The 15,732-nt window shown below is 48.4% G+C and carries 17 protein-coding genes; 7 read left to right on the top strand and 10 right to left on the bottom strand.

The features are described from left to right. Positions 1-142: 142 nt before the first annotated feature. The 5 genes from groL to FXF61_RS09255 all read right to left on the bottom strand — a co-directional run bounded on the left by groL (position 143) and on the right by FXF61_RS09255 (position 4,819). Positions 143-1,780: a chaperonin GroEL gene (gene groL, locus FXF61_RS09235; RefSeq protein WP_151184986.1), complete on the bottom strand. Its 1,638-nt coding sequence runs from the start codon at positions 1,778-1,780 to the stop codon at positions 143-145. A gap of 45 nt (positions 1,781-1,825) precedes the next feature. Further along, entirely contained in the window at positions 1,826-2,119 is a 294-nt protein-coding gene (locus FXF61_RS09240; protein ID WP_151184987.1) for a co-chaperone GroES, read from the bottom strand. A 212-nt stretch (positions 2,120-2,331) separates the two neighbouring features. Further along, the gene (locus FXF61_RS09245; protein WP_151184988.1) at positions 2,332-2,811 is read right to left on the bottom strand and encodes an FxsA family protein; all 480 of its coding nucleotides are present in this window, start codon (positions 2,809-2,811) and stop codon (positions 2,332-2,334) included. A 92-nt stretch (positions 2,812-2,903) separates the two neighbouring features. Next, positions 2,904-4,451: an AmpG family muropeptide MFS transporter gene (locus FXF61_RS09250; RefSeq protein ID WP_151184989.1), complete on the bottom strand. Its 1,548-nt coding sequence runs from the start codon at positions 4,449-4,451 to the stop codon at positions 2,904-2,906. Between the two features lie 32 nt (positions 4,452-4,483). Beyond that, on the bottom strand, positions 4,484-4,819 hold the full coding sequence (locus FXF61_RS09255; protein ID WP_151184990.1) for an MGMT family protein: 336 nt from the start codon (positions 4,817-4,819) through the stop codon (positions 4,484-4,486). 95 nt (positions 4,820-4,914) lie between these two features. Here FXF61_RS09255 and FXF61_RS09260 point away from each other — a divergent pair, with 95 nt between their 5' ends. Together FXF61_RS09260 and FXF61_RS14890 are read left to right on the top strand one after the other, a co-directional pair. Next, a complete protein-coding gene (locus FXF61_RS09260; RefSeq protein WP_151186061.1) occupies positions 4,915-5,922 on the top strand; it encodes a DUF481 domain-containing protein in 1,008 nt (335 codons plus the stop codon). A 369-nt stretch (positions 5,923-6,291) separates the two neighbouring features. Continuing rightward, positions 6,292-6,456 carry a hypothetical protein gene (locus FXF61_RS14890; RefSeq protein WP_178087281.1) on the top strand — a complete coding sequence of 55 codons (165 nt, stop codon included), beginning with the start codon at positions 6,292-6,294 and terminating at the stop codon, positions 6,454-6,456. A 120-nt stretch (positions 6,457-6,576) separates the two neighbouring features. Here the strand turns inward: FXF61_RS14890 and FXF61_RS09265 are convergent, their stop codons facing one another. Next, a complete protein-coding gene (locus FXF61_RS09265) occupies positions 6,577-7,335 on the bottom strand; it encodes an SDR family oxidoreductase (RefSeq protein ID WP_151184991.1) in 759 nt (252 codons plus the stop codon). Between the two features lie 243 nt (positions 7,336-7,578). Here FXF61_RS09265 and FXF61_RS09270 point away from each other — a divergent pair, with 243 nt between their 5' ends. Next, complete coding sequence (locus FXF61_RS09270; RefSeq protein ID WP_151184992.1) at positions 7,579-9,222, top strand: NAD+ synthase; 1,644 nt, start codon at positions 7,579-7,581, stop codon at positions 9,220-9,222. 99 nt (positions 9,223-9,321) lie between these two features. Here the strand turns inward: FXF61_RS09270 and proB are convergent, their stop codons facing one another. From proB to rplU, 4 genes are all read right to left on the bottom strand, one after another. Further along, positions 9,322-10,440 (bottom strand): glutamate 5-kinase, encoded by a 1,119-nt coding sequence (gene proB, locus FXF61_RS09275; RefSeq protein ID WP_151184993.1) that lies wholly within the window; start codon positions 10,438-10,440, stop codon positions 9,322-9,324. A 75-nt stretch (positions 10,441-10,515) separates the two neighbouring features. Beyond that, complete coding sequence (cgtA, locus tag FXF61_RS09280; RefSeq protein ID WP_151184994.1) at positions 10,516-11,736, bottom strand: Obg family GTPase CgtA; 1,221 nt, start codon at positions 11,734-11,736, stop codon at positions 10,516-10,518. A gap of 134 nt (positions 11,737-11,870) precedes the next feature. Beyond that, positions 11,871-12,128: a 50S ribosomal protein L27 gene (gene rpmA, locus FXF61_RS09285; protein ID WP_022966372.1), complete on the bottom strand. Its 258-nt coding sequence runs from the start codon at positions 12,126-12,128 to the stop codon at positions 11,871-11,873. Positions 12,129-12,163: 35 nt separating this feature from the next. Continuing rightward, positions 12,164-12,475: a 50S ribosomal protein L21 gene (gene rplU, locus FXF61_RS09290; RefSeq protein WP_151184995.1), complete on the bottom strand. Its 312-nt coding sequence runs from the start codon at positions 12,473-12,475 to the stop codon at positions 12,164-12,166. A 245-nt stretch (positions 12,476-12,720) separates the two neighbouring features. Here rplU and FXF61_RS09295 point away from each other — a divergent pair, with 245 nt between their 5' ends. The 4 genes from FXF61_RS09295 (at position 12,721) to FXF61_RS09305 (ending at position 15,593) form a co-directional block, all read left to right on the top strand. Further along, complete coding sequence (locus FXF61_RS09295) at positions 12,721-13,689, top strand: polyprenyl synthetase family protein (RefSeq protein ID WP_151184996.1); 969 nt, start codon at positions 12,721-12,723, stop codon at positions 13,687-13,689. A gap of 176 nt (positions 13,690-13,865) precedes the next feature. Next, positions 13,866-14,285: a large-conductance mechanosensitive channel protein MscL gene (gene mscL, locus FXF61_RS09300; RefSeq protein WP_151184997.1), complete on the top strand. Its 420-nt coding sequence runs from the start codon at positions 13,866-13,868 to the stop codon at positions 14,283-14,285. A gap of 485 nt (positions 14,286-14,770) precedes the next feature. Next, positions 14,771-14,989 (top strand): hypothetical protein, encoded by a 219-nt coding sequence (locus tag FXF61_RS14895; RefSeq protein ID WP_178087282.1) that lies wholly within the window; start codon positions 14,771-14,773, stop codon positions 14,987-14,989. 211 nt (positions 14,990-15,200) lie between these two features. Then, positions 15,201-15,593, top strand: coding sequence for a hypothetical protein (locus FXF61_RS09305; protein WP_151184998.1), 393 nt, complete (start codon positions 15,201-15,203; stop codon positions 15,591-15,593). The last annotated feature ends 139 nt before the right edge of the window (positions 15,594-15,732 follow it).

The raw sequence follows: 15,732 nt of genomic DNA on the forward strand, positions 1-15,732 counted from the left end.
AGCCCCAAGTGAGCAATCAGGTCACTGATCGCTGCAACCACCTCTCAGCTGTTAACTTGCAGATGGGCAAAAAAAACGGCCACCAATCACTTGGTAGCCGTTTTTGATGCCATAACAGCAGGATATTAATGCATTAAATGCATCACATCATGCCGCCCATTCCACCCATGCCGCCCATATCAGGCATTGCAGGTGCGCTGTCATCTTTGATTTCAGCGATCATGGCTTCAGTTGTAACCATCAAGCCAGCGATTGACGCTGCTGCTTGCAGTGCTGAGCGGGTCACTTTTGCTGGGTCCAAAATACCCATAGCAATCATGTCGCCATATTCACCGGTTGCAGCGTTGTAACCGTAGTTACCTTCGCCTTGCTTAACTTTATCAACCACAACACTTGGCTCATCCCCAGAGTTAGCAACGATCTGGCGCAGTGGTGATTCAACCGCACGACGCAGCAGAGCAATACCAACGTTCTGGTCTTCATTGTCGCCTTTCAGCTCGCTGATTGCCTGCAATGCACGTACTAGCGCTACACCACCGCCAGGTACCACGCCTTCTTCAACTGCTGCGCGGGTTGCGTGCAGTGCATCTTCAACGCGTGCTTTCTTTTCTTTCATTTCAACTTCAGTGGCTGCGCCAACTTTAATCACCGCGACACCGCCAGCTAATTTAGCCAGACGCTCTTGCAGTTTCTCTTTGTCGTAGTCTGAAGTGGTTTCTTCGATCTGCTTACGGATCTGCAGAACACGTGCTTCGATATCAGCCTGCTGACCATCACCATCAATAATTGTGGTGTTGTCTTTGTTCAAGATCACACGCTTAGCGTTACCTAAGTGCTCCAAAGTCGTGGTATCAAGGTTGAGACCTACTTCTTCAGAAATCACCGTACCGCCAGTTAGGATCGCGATATCTTGCAGCATGGCTTTACGACGATCGCCAAAACCAGGTGCTTTAACCGCAGCCACTTTAACGATACCGCGCATGTTGTTAACAACCAATGTTGCTAATGCTTCGCCTTCAACATCTTCGGCAACAATTAGCAATGGACGACCGGCTTTAGCAACGGCTTCCAAAACTGGCAGCAACTCGCGGATGTTAGAGATTTTCTTATCAACTAACAGCAACAGTGGGCTTTCCAGCTCAGCAACCATGGTGTCTGGCTTGTTGATGAAGTACGGTGACAGGTAACCACGATCAAACTGCATGCCTTCAACAACAGACAATTCGTTATCCAGACCTGAACCTTCTTCAACAGTGATCACGCCTTCTTTACCGACTTTTTCCATTGCTTTAGCAATGATTTCACCGATTGACGCATCAGCGTTAGCTGAAATAGTACCGACTTGAGCAATGGCTTTGTTATCAGAGCATGGCTTGGCCAGCAACTGAATTTGCTCAACAATCGCGATGGTAGCTTTATCAATACCACGCTTAAGGTCCATCGGGTTCATGCCCGCTGCAACCGCTTTCAAGCCTTCGTTAACAATGGCTTGCGCCAATACTGTGGCAGTGGTGGTACCGTCACCGGCTTCGTCGTTGGCTTTAGAAGCAACGTCTTTAACCAACTGTGCGCCCATATTTTCAAAGCGATCTTGTAACTCAATTTCTTTCGCTACTGAAACACCATCTTTAGTGATTGATGGTGCACCGTAGCTTCTTTCTAAAACAACGTGACGGCCTTTTGGACCTAAGGTTGCTTTTACTGCGTCAGCTAAAACGTTGACGCCAGCTAGCATTTTTTTACGGCCTGAATCGCCGAATTTTACTTCTTTAGCAGCCATGTAATCTGTTCCTCAATTCTGTGTCTTTAAACGCAAGGGGATAAATTAAGCTTCAACAACCGCGAGAATTTCGCTTTCGCTCATTACCAGCAGCTCTTCACCATCAATTTTAATAGCGTTACTACCGGAATAAGGACCAAAAACCACCTTATCACCCACTTTTACAGCAGGCGCACGTACTTCACCATTGTCTAAAACGCGGCCAGTACCTACAGCAAGAATCTCGCCTTGGTTTGGCTTTTCAGCCGCTGAACCTGGTAGCACGATACCACCAGCGGTTTTAGTTTCTTCTTCACTGCGGCGAATTACCACACGGTCATGCAGAGGACGAAGCTTCATTGTCGATCTCTCCCAACGGGTTAATTACATCAACCGATGACACTCATCGGCACGTTTATAAAATCCGGCAAGCCGGAGGCGTACTGCACATCTGCGCAGCACGCAAAATGATCTGCAAGCGCAGAATCTTATGCTGTTAGGTATATGTGGGCGAACAGATTGATTTCAAGGGCTGCGCCTAAGATTTTTTACACACACGCACACTCAGTCATTTAGGGGTCTTTGCGCTCAAACTCGCCCTCAATGATTTGTGCCTGAGGGTTCTGTGGGTTCGCTGTATGGCTATCTTGCTGCGTATAAGTGCGGCTGTGCGCATAAAACTGCTGCGATTGCGCAGCACTGTGAGTCATATGCAGAGCAATACGTTTAACTAAAACGCGTCTCGTGATGGGCAGCAGGCCCAATAGACCGACAACATCACTGATAAAACCCGGTAAAAATAACAAGCCGCCAGCCACTACCATTAGCAAGCCATTGAGCATATCTGTGCTTGGCACTTCGCCTTGCGCCATGCGCTCGCGTACTTTTAATGCTGTGGTTAAACCTGCTAAACGCATGCACAACAGACCAATTACACCACCGGCCAACACCAGCATTAAGGTGCTCAGTGCACCAATACTGGAACCAACACGAATCAATACAAACAACTCAAGTAGAGGGAAAACTAAAAACAATAAGAAAAAAACACGCATTGCACATACCTTAACAATATTTATACTTTATTAATGCGCCCCAGCGGACTAAATCTCAAGGGCACAGCACTTGGATCATGTAACAAAATACCTCAAGAATGCTCTGCGTTAACACCCTCTTGCGCTCGCACAACAGCTTTACGCCGATCATTGCGCCACTGCCAAATAATCAAAATAACGGTCGGCACCCCTAATCCAGCACTGATCAGAAAAAACTGCTCATAGCCATACTTATCAACCAACACTCCTGAATAGCCACCAATCAAACGCGGCAAGAGCAGCATAATGGAGCTCAGCAGTGCGTATTGCGTCGCGGAAAACTGTAAATTCGTCAGGCTAGACAAATAGGCAACGAAGGCCGCCGTGGCCAAACCGGCGCTAAAATTATCGCAAGAAATAGTCACGATCAGCATATTCAGATCAGCCCCCATTCCTGCCAAGATCACAAACATAAGATTGGTCGCTGCTGAGGCGATACCGCCGATCAATAAAATCGGCATAATGCCAAAACGCACAATCAGCAAACCACCCATGCCAGCACCCAGCAGCGTCATAATCAGGCCGAACACCTTACTGACGCCTGCAATCTGATCTTTACTAAAGCCTTGATCGATATAGAACACATTGGCCATCACCCCCATTACCGTATCGGACATACGGTAAGTGGCCACCAAGCCCAGTAATAACAGCGCTTGCCAGCGGTAGCGTACAACAAAGTCACTGACTGGGGTCAGCACTGGCGCCAGCCCTCGACGACCCATCGAGGATAGGCAGAAAATCGTAAGAATTGTGTAGAGCAATGCACGTAGGAATGCGCGATCGCTATAGAACAAATCATCTAAGCCTGCCTGACCTGTCAGTAACGATTGAAAATCGCTTTGGTAAAACTGGGTCATCATAGCGGGGACAGACACCAACAGCACAATCAACACCAGCACGGAAATTAATTGGTGGCTGAGCTTGTAGCGACTCACCGCATCGATCGTTTGCGTGACCAGTTCTGGCTCTTTCATCCACAGGGTGGTTAACAAACCAGGCAACATCAATAAGGCAAATATTAAATAGGTGCTGGCCCAAGCTGCATGTCGATACTGCACGCCCGTTGAACCAAACCACTCAGCAAAATAAAGCGCACCAGCAGTTGCCAGCAAGGCAGCAACCCGATAACCGGCCATATAACTGGCGGCTAACGCAGCTTGGCGGGTGTTATCAAGAATTTCTAAGCGATAGGCATCCACCGCAATATCTTGCGTGGCTGAAGCAAAGGCAACCAACACAGCCAAAGCAATTAATACTGCGAGGTGACTTTGCGGGTTGCTCAAGGCCATACCGGCCAAACCAACAGCCACCAACACTTGCGACAATACCAGCCAAGAACGGCGGCGTCCTAAACGGCCCAGCAGCGGCAAACGCCATTGATCGAGTAACGGCGACCAGACCCACTTAAAGGCATAGGCTAAGCCGATTAAACTGGCATAGCCAATGGTCTCGCGCGCTACACCTGCTTCACGCAGCCATACTGAGAGTGTCGAGAAAACCAACATATAGGGCAAGCCAGCCGCAAAGCCCAATAGCAATAAAGCAAGAACTGCAGGATCAGAGTAGGTCTGTAAGGCTGTGCGCCAACTATGCTGTGGCATGCTGTACTGTTTTCATGTGCAAATGACGTACTCTACTCGCTGACAGCATCGGGCTGCCACTGATAATTGGCTAACTTTACACGATCTTGCTCTACGAAGATCCCCTCTGAACGCAGGCGCTGGCGTTGTTCGTCTCCTGCGCAGGTGTTTTGCGGCAAACTTAAGCGCCCTCCGGCAGCAACAACCCGATGCCAAGGCAACTCTGTGTCATCGGGCAACTGACTCAAAACCCGCCCAACCCAGCGCGCTAAGCCTGGGTAACCGGCCATTTTAGCAAGCTGCCCATAGGTGACCAAGCGCCCATGTGGGATGTTGGACACCAACATATACAAGATGATCCGCATCTGCTGCTTATTTTCTATATCCATTGCGGAACCCTATTTTTCATTGCGTGTCTTGTATGACATGGCGTTACACTACGCGCCCTAAACTTGATCTTTTACCCTTTTTTGAGTGTGTCATCATGCGTCAGTTGGCTTTTTACTGTTTTTTTGCTGTTTTAACATTTTCTTTCAATGCGCAAGCTGATACTGCGTGGCTCAAAAACGGTGACCGGATGACTGGACGCATCCTACTCTTAGATAACGGTAAGCTGCTACTGAAGACCGATTACGCTGGCACTATAACCCTTGATATTAAAAAAGTCGCGACACTGGAAACAGAGCATCCTTTACTGGTCAAGCTGGATGATTTTACAACTGAATCTACTAAAGCGCTGCGTGCCGGACCTGAAGGCAGTGTCACGCTAATCAACGGTGACACCCCTAAAACCATTGCTTTGGCAGATATTCAACAGTTGATGAAGCCTAAACCGGTGATTGAAGACTTGCGCTGGAAGGGCAATATTAGTTTTTCAGCCGACTATAAGAAAAATGAAAATGATGTCAAAGACTTTGATATCGATATGAATACTGAGCTGCGCCATGGCTTGTGGCGACACGCGCTGGACACTGAGTACGATTACGAAACCAAAAACAATGCGAAAAGGACAGAGCGTTTTGAGGCCAGTTATGCGCTTGATCGTTTTATTACTGAGCAGTGGTTCTGGAAAAACAAAGCCAAATACATTAACGACCATATTGAAGAGCTGCGCAGACAACACACCTACGGTACCGGCCCAGGTTACCAATTTTGGGACAATGAGCTGGGGGCTTTTGCCTTATCAAGCTTGATTAACCACAATAGGTTTTTATTTGATTCGGGTGAGAAGAAAAGTTTTAACTCCAGTACATTTTCATGGGATTACAACCGTTATATCAGTGGTAAAACGTTTGAGCTGTATAGCAAGGGAGAGATTGGCGCGCCTTTTATTAGCGAGATCAATTATGTTTTCGACAGTGAGGCAGGGGTTCGCTATAAGGTCAACAGTTGGGCGGCCCTGAGCTTAAAAGCTGAGTGGGATAAGGTATCCAGCCAATATGGTGATTTGAATGATCGTCGCTATTTGATTGGGGTTGGGGTTGGCTGGTAAGAATTTTTTAGGCTGTCAGCCTTTATGGGCCGGTCGACATAGAGCGTCTGCGACCCATTGAGTGACACGTGAAAACATTAGGCATTATTAGTGTATGACACGCAATGACCAGCACACCTCAAATAAAGAATTTTTAAGGACAATTGGCGCATGTTGCAGTGTGCAAGTGTTGTTCTTCCCTTAACACGCCATCCTGGCGCAGCCCGGAGTTGAACCCAGGATGGGTTCATCGACGGAAAAACACCTGCCCCGAAGTACGGTATGCCACGCACAGGCTGTTAAAAACTAACGAACAAGCGCCTCTGAACACGCTATGCCATGCAATGACCAGCACACCTCAAATAAAAAACTTTCAAGAACAATTGGCGCATGTTGCAGCGTGCAAGTGTTGTTCTTCCCTTAACACGCCATCCTGGCGTGATGCGGGCGCTGCGCCATCCATGGCTTCGCTCGCCACAACACCCGCACACTGCTATTGATCATCGGTGTTGTTTTCAAGTGCGTAGCATGTCTCTTTTAAAGCAGGAGCATTGATCAGCGGCAAGGTTTGCCAATCGTCTAAAGACACAAGACAAGAAAGCCCAACCCCTCGTAGGTCAATATACGTTCCAGTTTTTAAAAGAGACCATACCCCAAGCTTAAAAACACAACCTGCTATAAACGCAAGCCACCATCCAGCTCAAGAACTCGACCAGTGAAGTAGTCATTTTCAAAGATATAGGCCACTGAATGCGCAATTTCTTCCGGCTTACCCATACGCTGCAAAGGAATATGAGCCGTCATTTTTGCTAACGCTTCAGGCTTCATACCTTTAGTCATGTCCGTTTCAATCACACCAGGAGCAATTGCTGCAACACGAATACCGTAACGCGCCAGTTCTTTAGCCCAAACCACAGTATCGGCAGCAACACCCGCTTTTGCTGCAGAGTAATTGGCTTGTCCCATATTACCGGCACGAGAAATCGAAGAAATATTAACGATCGCACCCTGGCTCTTCAGCTCAATCATTTTTGCCGCCACTTCACGCGTGCAGAGGAACACGCCTGTCAGATTGACATCAATCACCGCCTGCCAGTTGGCCAAGCTCATTTTGCTCATTTCGCCATCTTTAACGCGAATGGTAAGGCCGTCACGCAAGATTCCAGCGTTATTAATCAAACCGTGAATCGCACCAAAATCATCGGCAACTTGAGCAACCATATAATTGACCTGCTCTTCATTAGCCACGTTGCAAATATAAGCACGGGCTTGCACACCCGCGTTTTCGCAGACAGCAACAGCGGCATCCAACTTCTCTTGATCTAAATCGACCAGGGCCAATTGCGCTCCTTTAGCAGCCAAGTATTCTGCCATAGCGCGACCTAAGCCTTGGCCGCCGCCAGTGATAATAATTACTTTGTCTTTTAACTGCATGCTTACTCTCTCTCATTTTAAAACAGTTATTTGACACAACGCCCAAGCGATCAAGACCGTGGGGTTTCAATCAGCTTTAATCCTTTGTCACACTCTGGATTCAACTTTAGTGGCAGTGTCTGCGCGCTACAATACAACGAAACTGCTCAGTCAGAACCCTGGCTTGCAATTTATCTGCAGTAACAGCCCATCAAGCACTTAGCTTTGCTAAACTGGCACTTTATTCATTTTTGAGGGTTGAGCATGGCAACTGCATTACGCACCGTATTAGCACAACTCAATATTCGCGTTGGCGATATTGACGGCAACCTGCAGCGTATCCTTGATTCAAGCGTGCAAGCAGCACATGAGCATGGCGCTGATCTCATTGTTTTTCCTGAGCTGTCTTTGTGCGGCTATAACGCACAAGATTTACTCCTACGCCAGAGCATGCAAATCCGTATTGAACGCGCATTAGACCGGCTTTGCACCGCCCTGCCGCACAAGCTGCATGCATTAATCGGCTACCCTTGGCATGAAGACGGCATACGCTACAACTGCTGCGCCCACTTTCATCAAGGCAAAATCCAAGCTGTCTACAGAAAACAGCACTTACCTACTGACCCAACTGCCTTTGCCCAGCGCTACTTTACTCGCGGCAATGAGCCTTTATTCATTGAAATCAATGATATAAAAATTGCTGTAAGTATTGGTATTGATGTTTTGCAGCCAGAATTTATTAAACAAGCCTGCGCAGCTAATGCAAGGATGATTGTTAGTCTCAACGCATCGACCTTCCACCGCCAGAAGCAAGTCGAGCGCGAGCAAATCCTCAGCGATAATGCTCGTCAAGCAGAAATGCCAATCCTCTATACCAGCCAAGTTGGTGCGCAAGATGATTTAATTTTTGATGGCGGCAGCTGCGCTATGGATGCCCAGGGCAACCTACGCCAGCGCGCCCCAGCCTTTAAGGAAGACCTAAGTTTAGTTGAGCTGCAGTTTACCCGCTCTGATTGCTATATCGAGCGCTCAGTCATTATTCCCCTACTCAGCGATGAAGCGCGTATTTACCAAGCCTTGGTCATGAGTTTGCGTAATTACGCTGAAGATAATGGCTTTAAAGGTGTGCTACTGGGCTTGTCTGGCGGCATTGATTCGGCTTTAGTCTTGGCCATTGCTGTCGATGCTCTCGGCGCTGATAAAGTACAGGCTGTCATGATGCCTTATCATTACACGTCGCAAGCCAGCAAAGACGATGCCGCCGAACAAGCCAAAATCTTGGGTGTTGATTATAAAACTATCGAAATCACACCCATGGTCGAAGCATTTATCCAAGCATTGGATCCAATTTTTGCTGATATGCCAGCCAGCGCCAACGATACAACCGAGCAAAATCTGCAAGCCCGTTGTCGCGGTAACCTGCTGATGGCGCTATCCAATAAGAACGGCTACTTGGTGCTCACCACTAGTAATAAGAGTGAAATTGCGATTGGATACTCTACGTTATATGGCGATATGGTTGGTGGCTTTGCCCCGATCAAAGACGTACCCAAGAGCTTTGTCTATCGCCTTGCCCGTTATCGCAACAGCTTGAAGGCTGTGATTCCGAAGCGAGTTATTGCGCGTGCACCTTCTGCTGAATTAGCGCCCGATCAAAAAGATACGGACAGCCTCCCACCGTACGACATTCTTGATGAGGTGTTGCGCCTGTATGTAGAAGAAGACATGTCAGCACTGGCTATTGTAGCCAAAGGCTTTGACAAAGAGATGGTGATGGACGTTTTACGCTTGGTCGATATCAACGAGTTCAAACGTCGGCAAACGGCTGTGGGTCCGCGTATCAGTAAGCGTAGCTTTGGCAGTGACCGTCGCTATCCAATCACAAACCTTTGGACGCGTGGCGACTAAAACTGGTGTCTTAGCCTTAGCCTGCAGGGGCGATCAATCGATTGCTCCTGCACAAGCTAAACGCACAGTTCAGTATTAAAAACCGAGCTGTGCAGGCACTTAAAGAACAACCAAGTTATCGCGATGAATCAGCTCAGCCTCGGTCATATAACCTAGCGTTGTAATGATATTCTCAGAGCATAGACCAATAATTTTACTCGCTTCAGCAGCGCTGTAATTGCTTAAGCCACGCGCAACTTCAACGCCTTGCGCATCAACACAGACCACCATTTCACCACGCAAGAAATGCCCTGCAACGGCCGTCACACCGACCGGCAGTAAACTTTTCTGATCCTTGGTTAATGCCTTGACCGCACCCGCATCGAGGGTCAGCGTACCTCGTGTTTGCAGATGCCCAGCCAACCACTGCTTACGTGCGCCATCGCGACACTGTTCTGGCGTCAGCAAGGTGCCAAGACGCTCTCCAGCATGCAGGCGGTCTAAAACATGCTCAAGGCGACCACCAACAATCACCGTATAAGCACCCGAACGCGCCGCTAGACGTGCAGCGCGCAGTTTAGTTTGCATACCGCCACGCCCTAAAGCGCCAGCGCTGCCACCAGCAACTGCATCAAGGCTTGGATCATCCGCGCGTGCTTCATAGATCACTTGCGCATCTGGGTTACTACGCGGATCGGCATCATACATACCATCACGGTCGGTAAGGATCACCAGCAAATCCGCTTCAACTAAATTAGCCACCAATGCCGCCAAGGTATCATTATCACCAAAGCGAATCTCATCTGTGGCAACAGTATCGTTCTCATTGATTACGGGGATAACGCCCAATTCCAACAGAGTACGTAAGGTGCTGCGTGCGTTTAAGTAGCGTTTACGGTCCGACAGATCATCATGGGTCAATAGCACTTGCGCGGTGCGCTCATTGTGTTCAGCAAAACTGGTTTCCCATGCTTTGACTAAACTCATCTGCCCCACGGCCGCTGCCGCTTGCAACTTATGAATTGCATCGGGGCGTTGCAGCCAACCCAAACGGCTCATACCAGCGGCTACCGCGCCTGACGAGACAAGTACCAAGTCAATGCCTTGCTGACGCAACGCCACCATTTGCTGCACCCAAACAGCCATAGCTTGGCGGTCCAAGCCGCGTCCATCAGCAGTTAGCAAAGCGCTGCCAATTTTAACCACCCAGCGCTGAGCGCTTGTTACCTCATCACGCATAACACTCAATCCTGTTGAAATTGAACACTTAGCACCCTTATTAAAAGCGCGCTAAGCCCAGCGACCAATAGACGATCAGTGTACGTAGATAATCTCTGCACCACCTTCATCATCTTCGTCTTCATCATCAAAGTCGTCGTCTTCAACATCTTCAATGGCTTTCACACCAGCACGGCGCAAGGCACGCTTATCATCCAGCTCTTGGAGACGCGCACGTCCTTCATCTTCAATACGCTGATCTAAATCAACTAGATACTCGGCGTATTCTTTGTCTTCGCCAATGCGCAATTCACGTTCTTCTAAATAACGCATCATCGCTTGTGCTAATTCTTTGGTGCCTTCACCGTCCAGCGCTGAGATCATAAATACTGGGCCCGTCCAGCCCAGCTGATCAATCACTGCTTGTTTGCGCTCTTCACGCTCATCGTCGAGTAGTTGATCGACTTTATTGAGCACCAACCAGCGGTCACGCTCAGCTAAAGACGGGCTAAAGCGCTCAATCTCATCGGCAATCACTTGCGCAGCCTGCGCTGGATCACTGTCATCAATTGGCGCTAAGTCAACGATATGCAATAACAAGCGCGTGCGGGTTAAGTGCTTGAGAAAGCGTATACCTAAGCCAGCACCCTCTGCTGCACCTTCAATCACACCAGGAATATCAGCGATCACAAAGCTTTTAAAGCGACCAATGCTGACCACACCTAAGTTGGGTACCAGCGTGGTAAACGGATAATCGGCCACTTTTGGCTTAGCAGCAGACACCGAGCGAATAAAACTACTTTTACCGGCGTTAGGTAAGCCTAACAAGCCGACATCAGCTAAGACTTTCATCTCAAGCTTAAGGTTACGCAGCTCACCTGGCTTACCATCACTGGTTTGCCGAGGCGCGCGATTGGTACTGGACTTGAATCGGGTATTACCTAAACCATGCCAGCCGCCTTTAGCCACAAGAATGCGCTGACCGTCTTCAGTCAAGTCACCAATGATTTCTTGGGTGTCAGCATCAATAATGGTGGTGCCAACCGGTACTTTTAAAATGGTGTCTTCACCACCTGCACCGGTACAATCAGCGCCTCGACCATTTTCACCGCGCTGCGCGTTAAAGCGGCGGGTATAGCGGTAGTCGACCAGGGTATTGAGGTTGACATCCGCTTCCATATAAATAGAGCCGCCATCACCGCCATCACCGCCGTTTGGACCACCAAATTCAATAAATTTTTCGCGGCGAAAACTCATGCAGCCATTGCCGCCATCACCCGCTTTTACAACAATCGATACTTCATCGACGAACTTCATTAATGTGCCTCCTGCGAGCCCGCAGGCTTATAAATATATAACGCAGGATACAACAAGCACGGACAATCCGTCTTTACTGCCTGCACAAACAAAAAAGCCCCGTCACAAGACAGGGCTTTTCCGCGTAAAAGGACTTAGGCTGAAACGACGCTAACGTAGCGACGTCCAAAAGCACCTTTAACTTCAAATTTCAACACGCCTGCTTCTTTAGCAAACAAGGTGTGATCTTTGCCCATGCCTACATTAGGACCCGGGTGGAATTCTGTACCGCGCTGACGCACGATAATGTTTCCTGCTTTTACAGTTTGGCCGCCGTACATCTTAACGCCTAAGCGTTTAGCTTCCGAGTCGCGACCGTTGCGGGTACTACCGCCAGCTTTTTTCGTTGCCATGAGATCAACACTCCATCAGTTTGGGGTTCAGTCAATTAAGCCTGAATACCGGTGATTTTAACTTCAGTAAACCACTGACGGTGGCCCTGACGCGTCATGCTGTGCTTACGGCGACGGAATTTAATAATTGTCACTTTATCGTGACGACCTTGCTCAATTACTTCAGCTGTCACTTTCGCACCATCAACAACTGGCGCACCGATTTTTACATCTTCGCCGTTGCCAATCATCAGAACGCGGTCAAATGTTACGGCTTCGCCGATTCCCACGTCCAGTTTTTCAATCTTCAAATATTCGCCTTCGGCGACTTTGTATTGCTTACCGCCAGTTACAATTACTGCGTACATCACATTCTCTCCGTTATTCCTGCTCACCCAGCGCTTTATAAGAGTAAGTATTAGCTGGCATGGCTGCTGTGCGTTGGATTAAGACACACTGCAATTGCGTAAGGCAGGGAGTTGCCCAAGTAAAGTTCAGGAGCGCGGATTGTACGCACAGATCAATCTAGACGCAAGTACTCTATGCAGCCAACTTGACAGATAGGCGCGCGCCTCATAGCATGCCGCTCAACCTTATTGGAGTACGCAGAGTCATGCAACCACAGGCTTTTTATCAAATCGTCGCTGAAGATTTTGCTGCAGTAGACAGCATTATTAAACAACAGCTGTCTTCACGCATCCCTTTGGTAGAAAAAATCGGTGATTACATCATCTCTGCTGGGGGTAAACGCTTACGTCCGTTACTGGTTTTGCTGGCCGGTAATGCGTTAGGCAAACAGGATGAAGATTTGCGTTTGCTCGCTGCTGTGATTGAATTTTTACACACCTCTACCCTGCTGCATGATGATGTCGTTGATAAATCTGACCTACGTCGTGGCCGTTCAACGGCTAATTCTAAGTGGGGCAACGCGCCAAGCGTACTCGTCGGTGACTTTTTATATGCACGCTCGTTTGAAATGATGGTACGTCTCGGCTCTTTGCCGGTGATGGATATTATTTCGCAAGCGACGCGCATAATTGCTGAAGGCGAAGTACTGCAACTGACTAAAGTGCGCGACGCCAGCACCACTGAAGCCACATATATGGAAGTGATTCGTGGTAAAACTGCAATGTTATTTGAAGCATCAACCCACAGCGCTGCTGTGCTGGCCGGTGCATCTGCTGAGGATGCAGAAGCGCTGCGTACTTACGGCGATAATCTAGGTATAGCTTTCCAGTTGGTTGATGACTTGCTGGACTACCAAGGTGATGCTGAGACATTAGGCAAGAACGTTGGCGATGATTTAGCTGAAGGCAAGCCGACACTGCCGCTGATTGTGACCATGCGCGACGGCACGCCAGAACAAGCAGCATTGGTACGCAAAGCAATCCAAAAAGGCGGCATTGAAGACTTAGCTGAGATCAGCGCTGCAGTTGAGGCCTCTGGCGCGTTGGATTACACCGCCAAACTGGCGCAAGACTATGCGCAAGGTGCAATCGCTTGCATCGATGGGCTGCCTGCATCAGGTTACCGTGATGCACTGATCGAACTGGCTGAGTTCGCTGTCGCTCGCACCAAGTAACCTCCCCCCCTACCTCAGACAATGCGCACAATCTTGGCTGCGCATTGCAAACCAGCTCACGCATTCAATTGACGAAAATCACGTCCTGAACCACTCATTGTATAATCTGACTCCGGATGCAGTGCAGCATCGCACCGCAATCAGTAGCTTAATTCCTTTGATATGGACGATACAGCATGAGTATTCTTAAAGAGTTTAAAACCTTTGCCGTCAAAGGCAATGTTGTGGATATGGCCGTTGGTATTATCATTGGTGCAGCGTTTGGTAAAATTGTTAGCTCATTTGTTGGCGATATTATTATGCCGCCGCTCGGTGTATTGATTGGTGGTGTGGACTTCACTGATTTAGCTGTGACTCTAAAAGCTGCTGAAGGTGATTTGCCTGCTGTGGTGTTGGCCTACGGAAAATTTATTCAAAGTATTATTGATTTTGTCATTATTGCTTTTGCAATTTTCATGGGTATTAAAGTCATCAATCGCCTCAAGCGCGAGGAAGAAGCCGTTGAAGAAGCACCTGCTGCACCGCCAGCACCCAGTAATGAAGAAGTCCTACTTACAGAAATTCGTGATCTACTTAAGCAACATAATAAAAGCTAGATGTTTTTGATCTACCAGTTCGCACGCGGCCTACATCTTCAATAATTAAATTATTTTATTGTAGATGTACTGGTTATTGCATGGCATAGCGTACTTCAAGGCAGGTGTTTTTTCGTAAGTTTTGAATAGCTTGTGCGTGGCATAGCGTGCTCCGGGGTGGGTGTTTTTTCGTAAGTTTTGAATAGCTTGTGCGTGGCATAGCGTGCTCCGGGGTGGGTGTTTATCCGTAAGTTTTGAATAGCTTGTGCGTGGCATAGCGTGCTCCGGGGTGGGTGTTTATCCGTAAGTTTTGAATAGCTTGTGCGTGGCATAGCGTGCTCCGGTGGTGGGTGTTTTTCCGTCGATGAACCCATCCTGGGTTCAACTCCGGCGCTCACCATCCATGGCTCGCTTGTCACACCAACCCCGAAGCACTCGTTGATCAGCGGTGTTGTTAGCATGATTGATATAGGGCTCGTCTGATTCTGAATACATTGAGTTTGGATATGAGCCTTTTAGAAGACTGGCAAACCACATCAATAATCAATGCTCCTGCTTTTAAAGAGCCATGCTACAGGCTAGAAAACAACATCAATGATCAACTGCAGTGTGCGGGTGTTGTGGCGAGCGAAGCCAAGGATGGCGTAGCGCCCGCATCACGCCAGGATAGCGTGTTAAGGGAAGAACAACACTTGCACGCTGCAACATGCACAAATGATTCCTGAAGCTTTTTATCAGAGTGTACTGGTCATTGCGTGGCATAGCGTACTTCGGGGCAGGTGTTTATCCGTCGATGAACCCATCCTGGGTTCAACTCCGGCGCTCACCATCCATGGCTTCGCTTGTCACACCAACCCCGAAGCACTCGTTGATCAGCGGTGTTGATAGCTCGATTGATATAGGGCTCGTCTGATTCTGAATACATTGAGTTTGGATATGAGCCTTTTAGAAGACTGGCAAACCACATCAATAATCAATGCTCCTGCTTTTAAAGAGCCATGCTACAGGCTAGAAAACAACATCAATGATCAACTGCAGTGTGCGGGTGTTGTGGCGAGCGAAGCCAAGGATGGCGTAGCGCCCGCAGCACGCCAGGATGGCGTGTTAAGGGAAGAACAACACTTGCACGCTGCAATATGCACAAATGATTACAGAGACTATTTTGCTGGGGAGTATTGGTCATTGCGTGGCATAGCGTACTTCGGGGCAGGTGTTTATCCGTCGATGAACCCATCCTGGGTTCAACTCCGGCGCTGCGCCATCCATGGCTTCGCTTGTCACACCAACCCCGAAGCACTCGTTGATCAGCGGTGTTGTTATCGCGATTGATATAGGACTTGTCTGATTCTGAATACATTGAGTTTGAATGTGAGTTTGAATGTGAGTTTTTTAGAAGATTAGCAAACCACACCAATAATCAATACTTTTGCCTTAAAAAGAGCCATGCTACAGACTTGAAAACAACATC

The sequence above is a fragment of the Pseudomonas sp. C27(2019) genome (genome assembly GCF_008807395.1).
Classification (GTDB): Bacteria; Pseudomonadota; Gammaproteobacteria; order Pseudomonadales; family Pseudomonadaceae; genus Denitrificimonas.

Bases quoted from the DNA above. Each gene is read 5' to 3' on its own strand.
- groL (WP_151184986.1), bottom strand. From the start codon at position 1,780: ATGGCTGCTAAAGAAGTAAAATTCGGCGATTCAGGCCGTAAAAAAATG.
- FXF61_RS09240 (WP_151184987.1), bottom strand. From the start codon at position 2,119: ATGAAGCTTCGTCCTCTGCATGACCGTGTGGTAATTCGCCGCAGTGAA.
- FXF61_RS09245 (WP_151184988.1), bottom strand. From the start codon at position 2,811: ATGCGTGTTTTTTTCTTATTGTTTTTAGTTTTCCCTCTACTTGAGTTG.
- FXF61_RS09250 (WP_151184989.1), bottom strand. From the start codon at position 4,451: ATGCCACAGCATAGTTGGCGCACAGCCTTACAGACCTACTCTGATCCT.
- FXF61_RS09255 (WP_151184990.1), bottom strand. From the start codon at position 4,819: ATGGATATAGAAAATAAGCAGCAGATGCGGATCATCTTGTATATGTTG.
- FXF61_RS09260 (WP_151186061.1), top strand. From the start codon at position 4,915: ATGCGTCAGTTGGCTTTTTACTGTTTTTTTGCTGTTTTAACATTTTCT.
- FXF61_RS14890 (WP_178087281.1), top strand. From the start codon at position 6,292: ATGTTGCAGCGTGCAAGTGTTGTTCTTCCCTTAACACGCCATCCTGGC.
- FXF61_RS09265 (WP_151184991.1), bottom strand. From the start codon at position 7,335: ATGCAGTTAAAAGACAAAGTAATTATTATCACTGGCGGCGGCCAAGGC.
- FXF61_RS09270 (WP_151184992.1), top strand. From the start codon at position 7,579: ATGGCAACTGCATTACGCACCGTATTAGCACAACTCAATATTCGCGTT.
- proB (WP_151184993.1), bottom strand. From the start codon at position 10,440: ATGCGTGATGAGGTAACAAGCGCTCAGCGCTGGGTGGTTAAAATTGGC.
- cgtA (WP_151184994.1), bottom strand. From the start codon at position 11,736: ATGAAGTTCGTCGATGAAGTATCGATTGTTGTAAAAGCGGGTGATGGC.
- rpmA (WP_022966372.1), bottom strand. From the start codon at position 12,128: ATGGCAACGAAAAAAGCTGGCGGTAGTACCCGCAACGGTCGCGACTCG.
- rplU (WP_151184995.1), bottom strand. From the start codon at position 12,475: ATGTACGCAGTAATTGTAACTGGCGGTAAGCAATACAAAGTCGCCGAA.
- FXF61_RS09295 (WP_151184996.1), top strand. From the start codon at position 12,721: ATGCAACCACAGGCTTTTTATCAAATCGTCGCTGAAGATTTTGCTGCA.
- mscL (WP_151184997.1), top strand. From the start codon at position 13,866: ATGAGTATTCTTAAAGAGTTTAAAACCTTTGCCGTCAAAGGCAATGTT.
- FXF61_RS14895 (WP_178087282.1), top strand. From the start codon at position 14,771: ATGAGCCTTTTAGAAGACTGGCAAACCACATCAATAATCAATGCTCCT.
- FXF61_RS09305 (WP_151184998.1), top strand. From the start codon at position 15,201: ATGAGCCTTTTAGAAGACTGGCAAACCACATCAATAATCAATGCTCCT.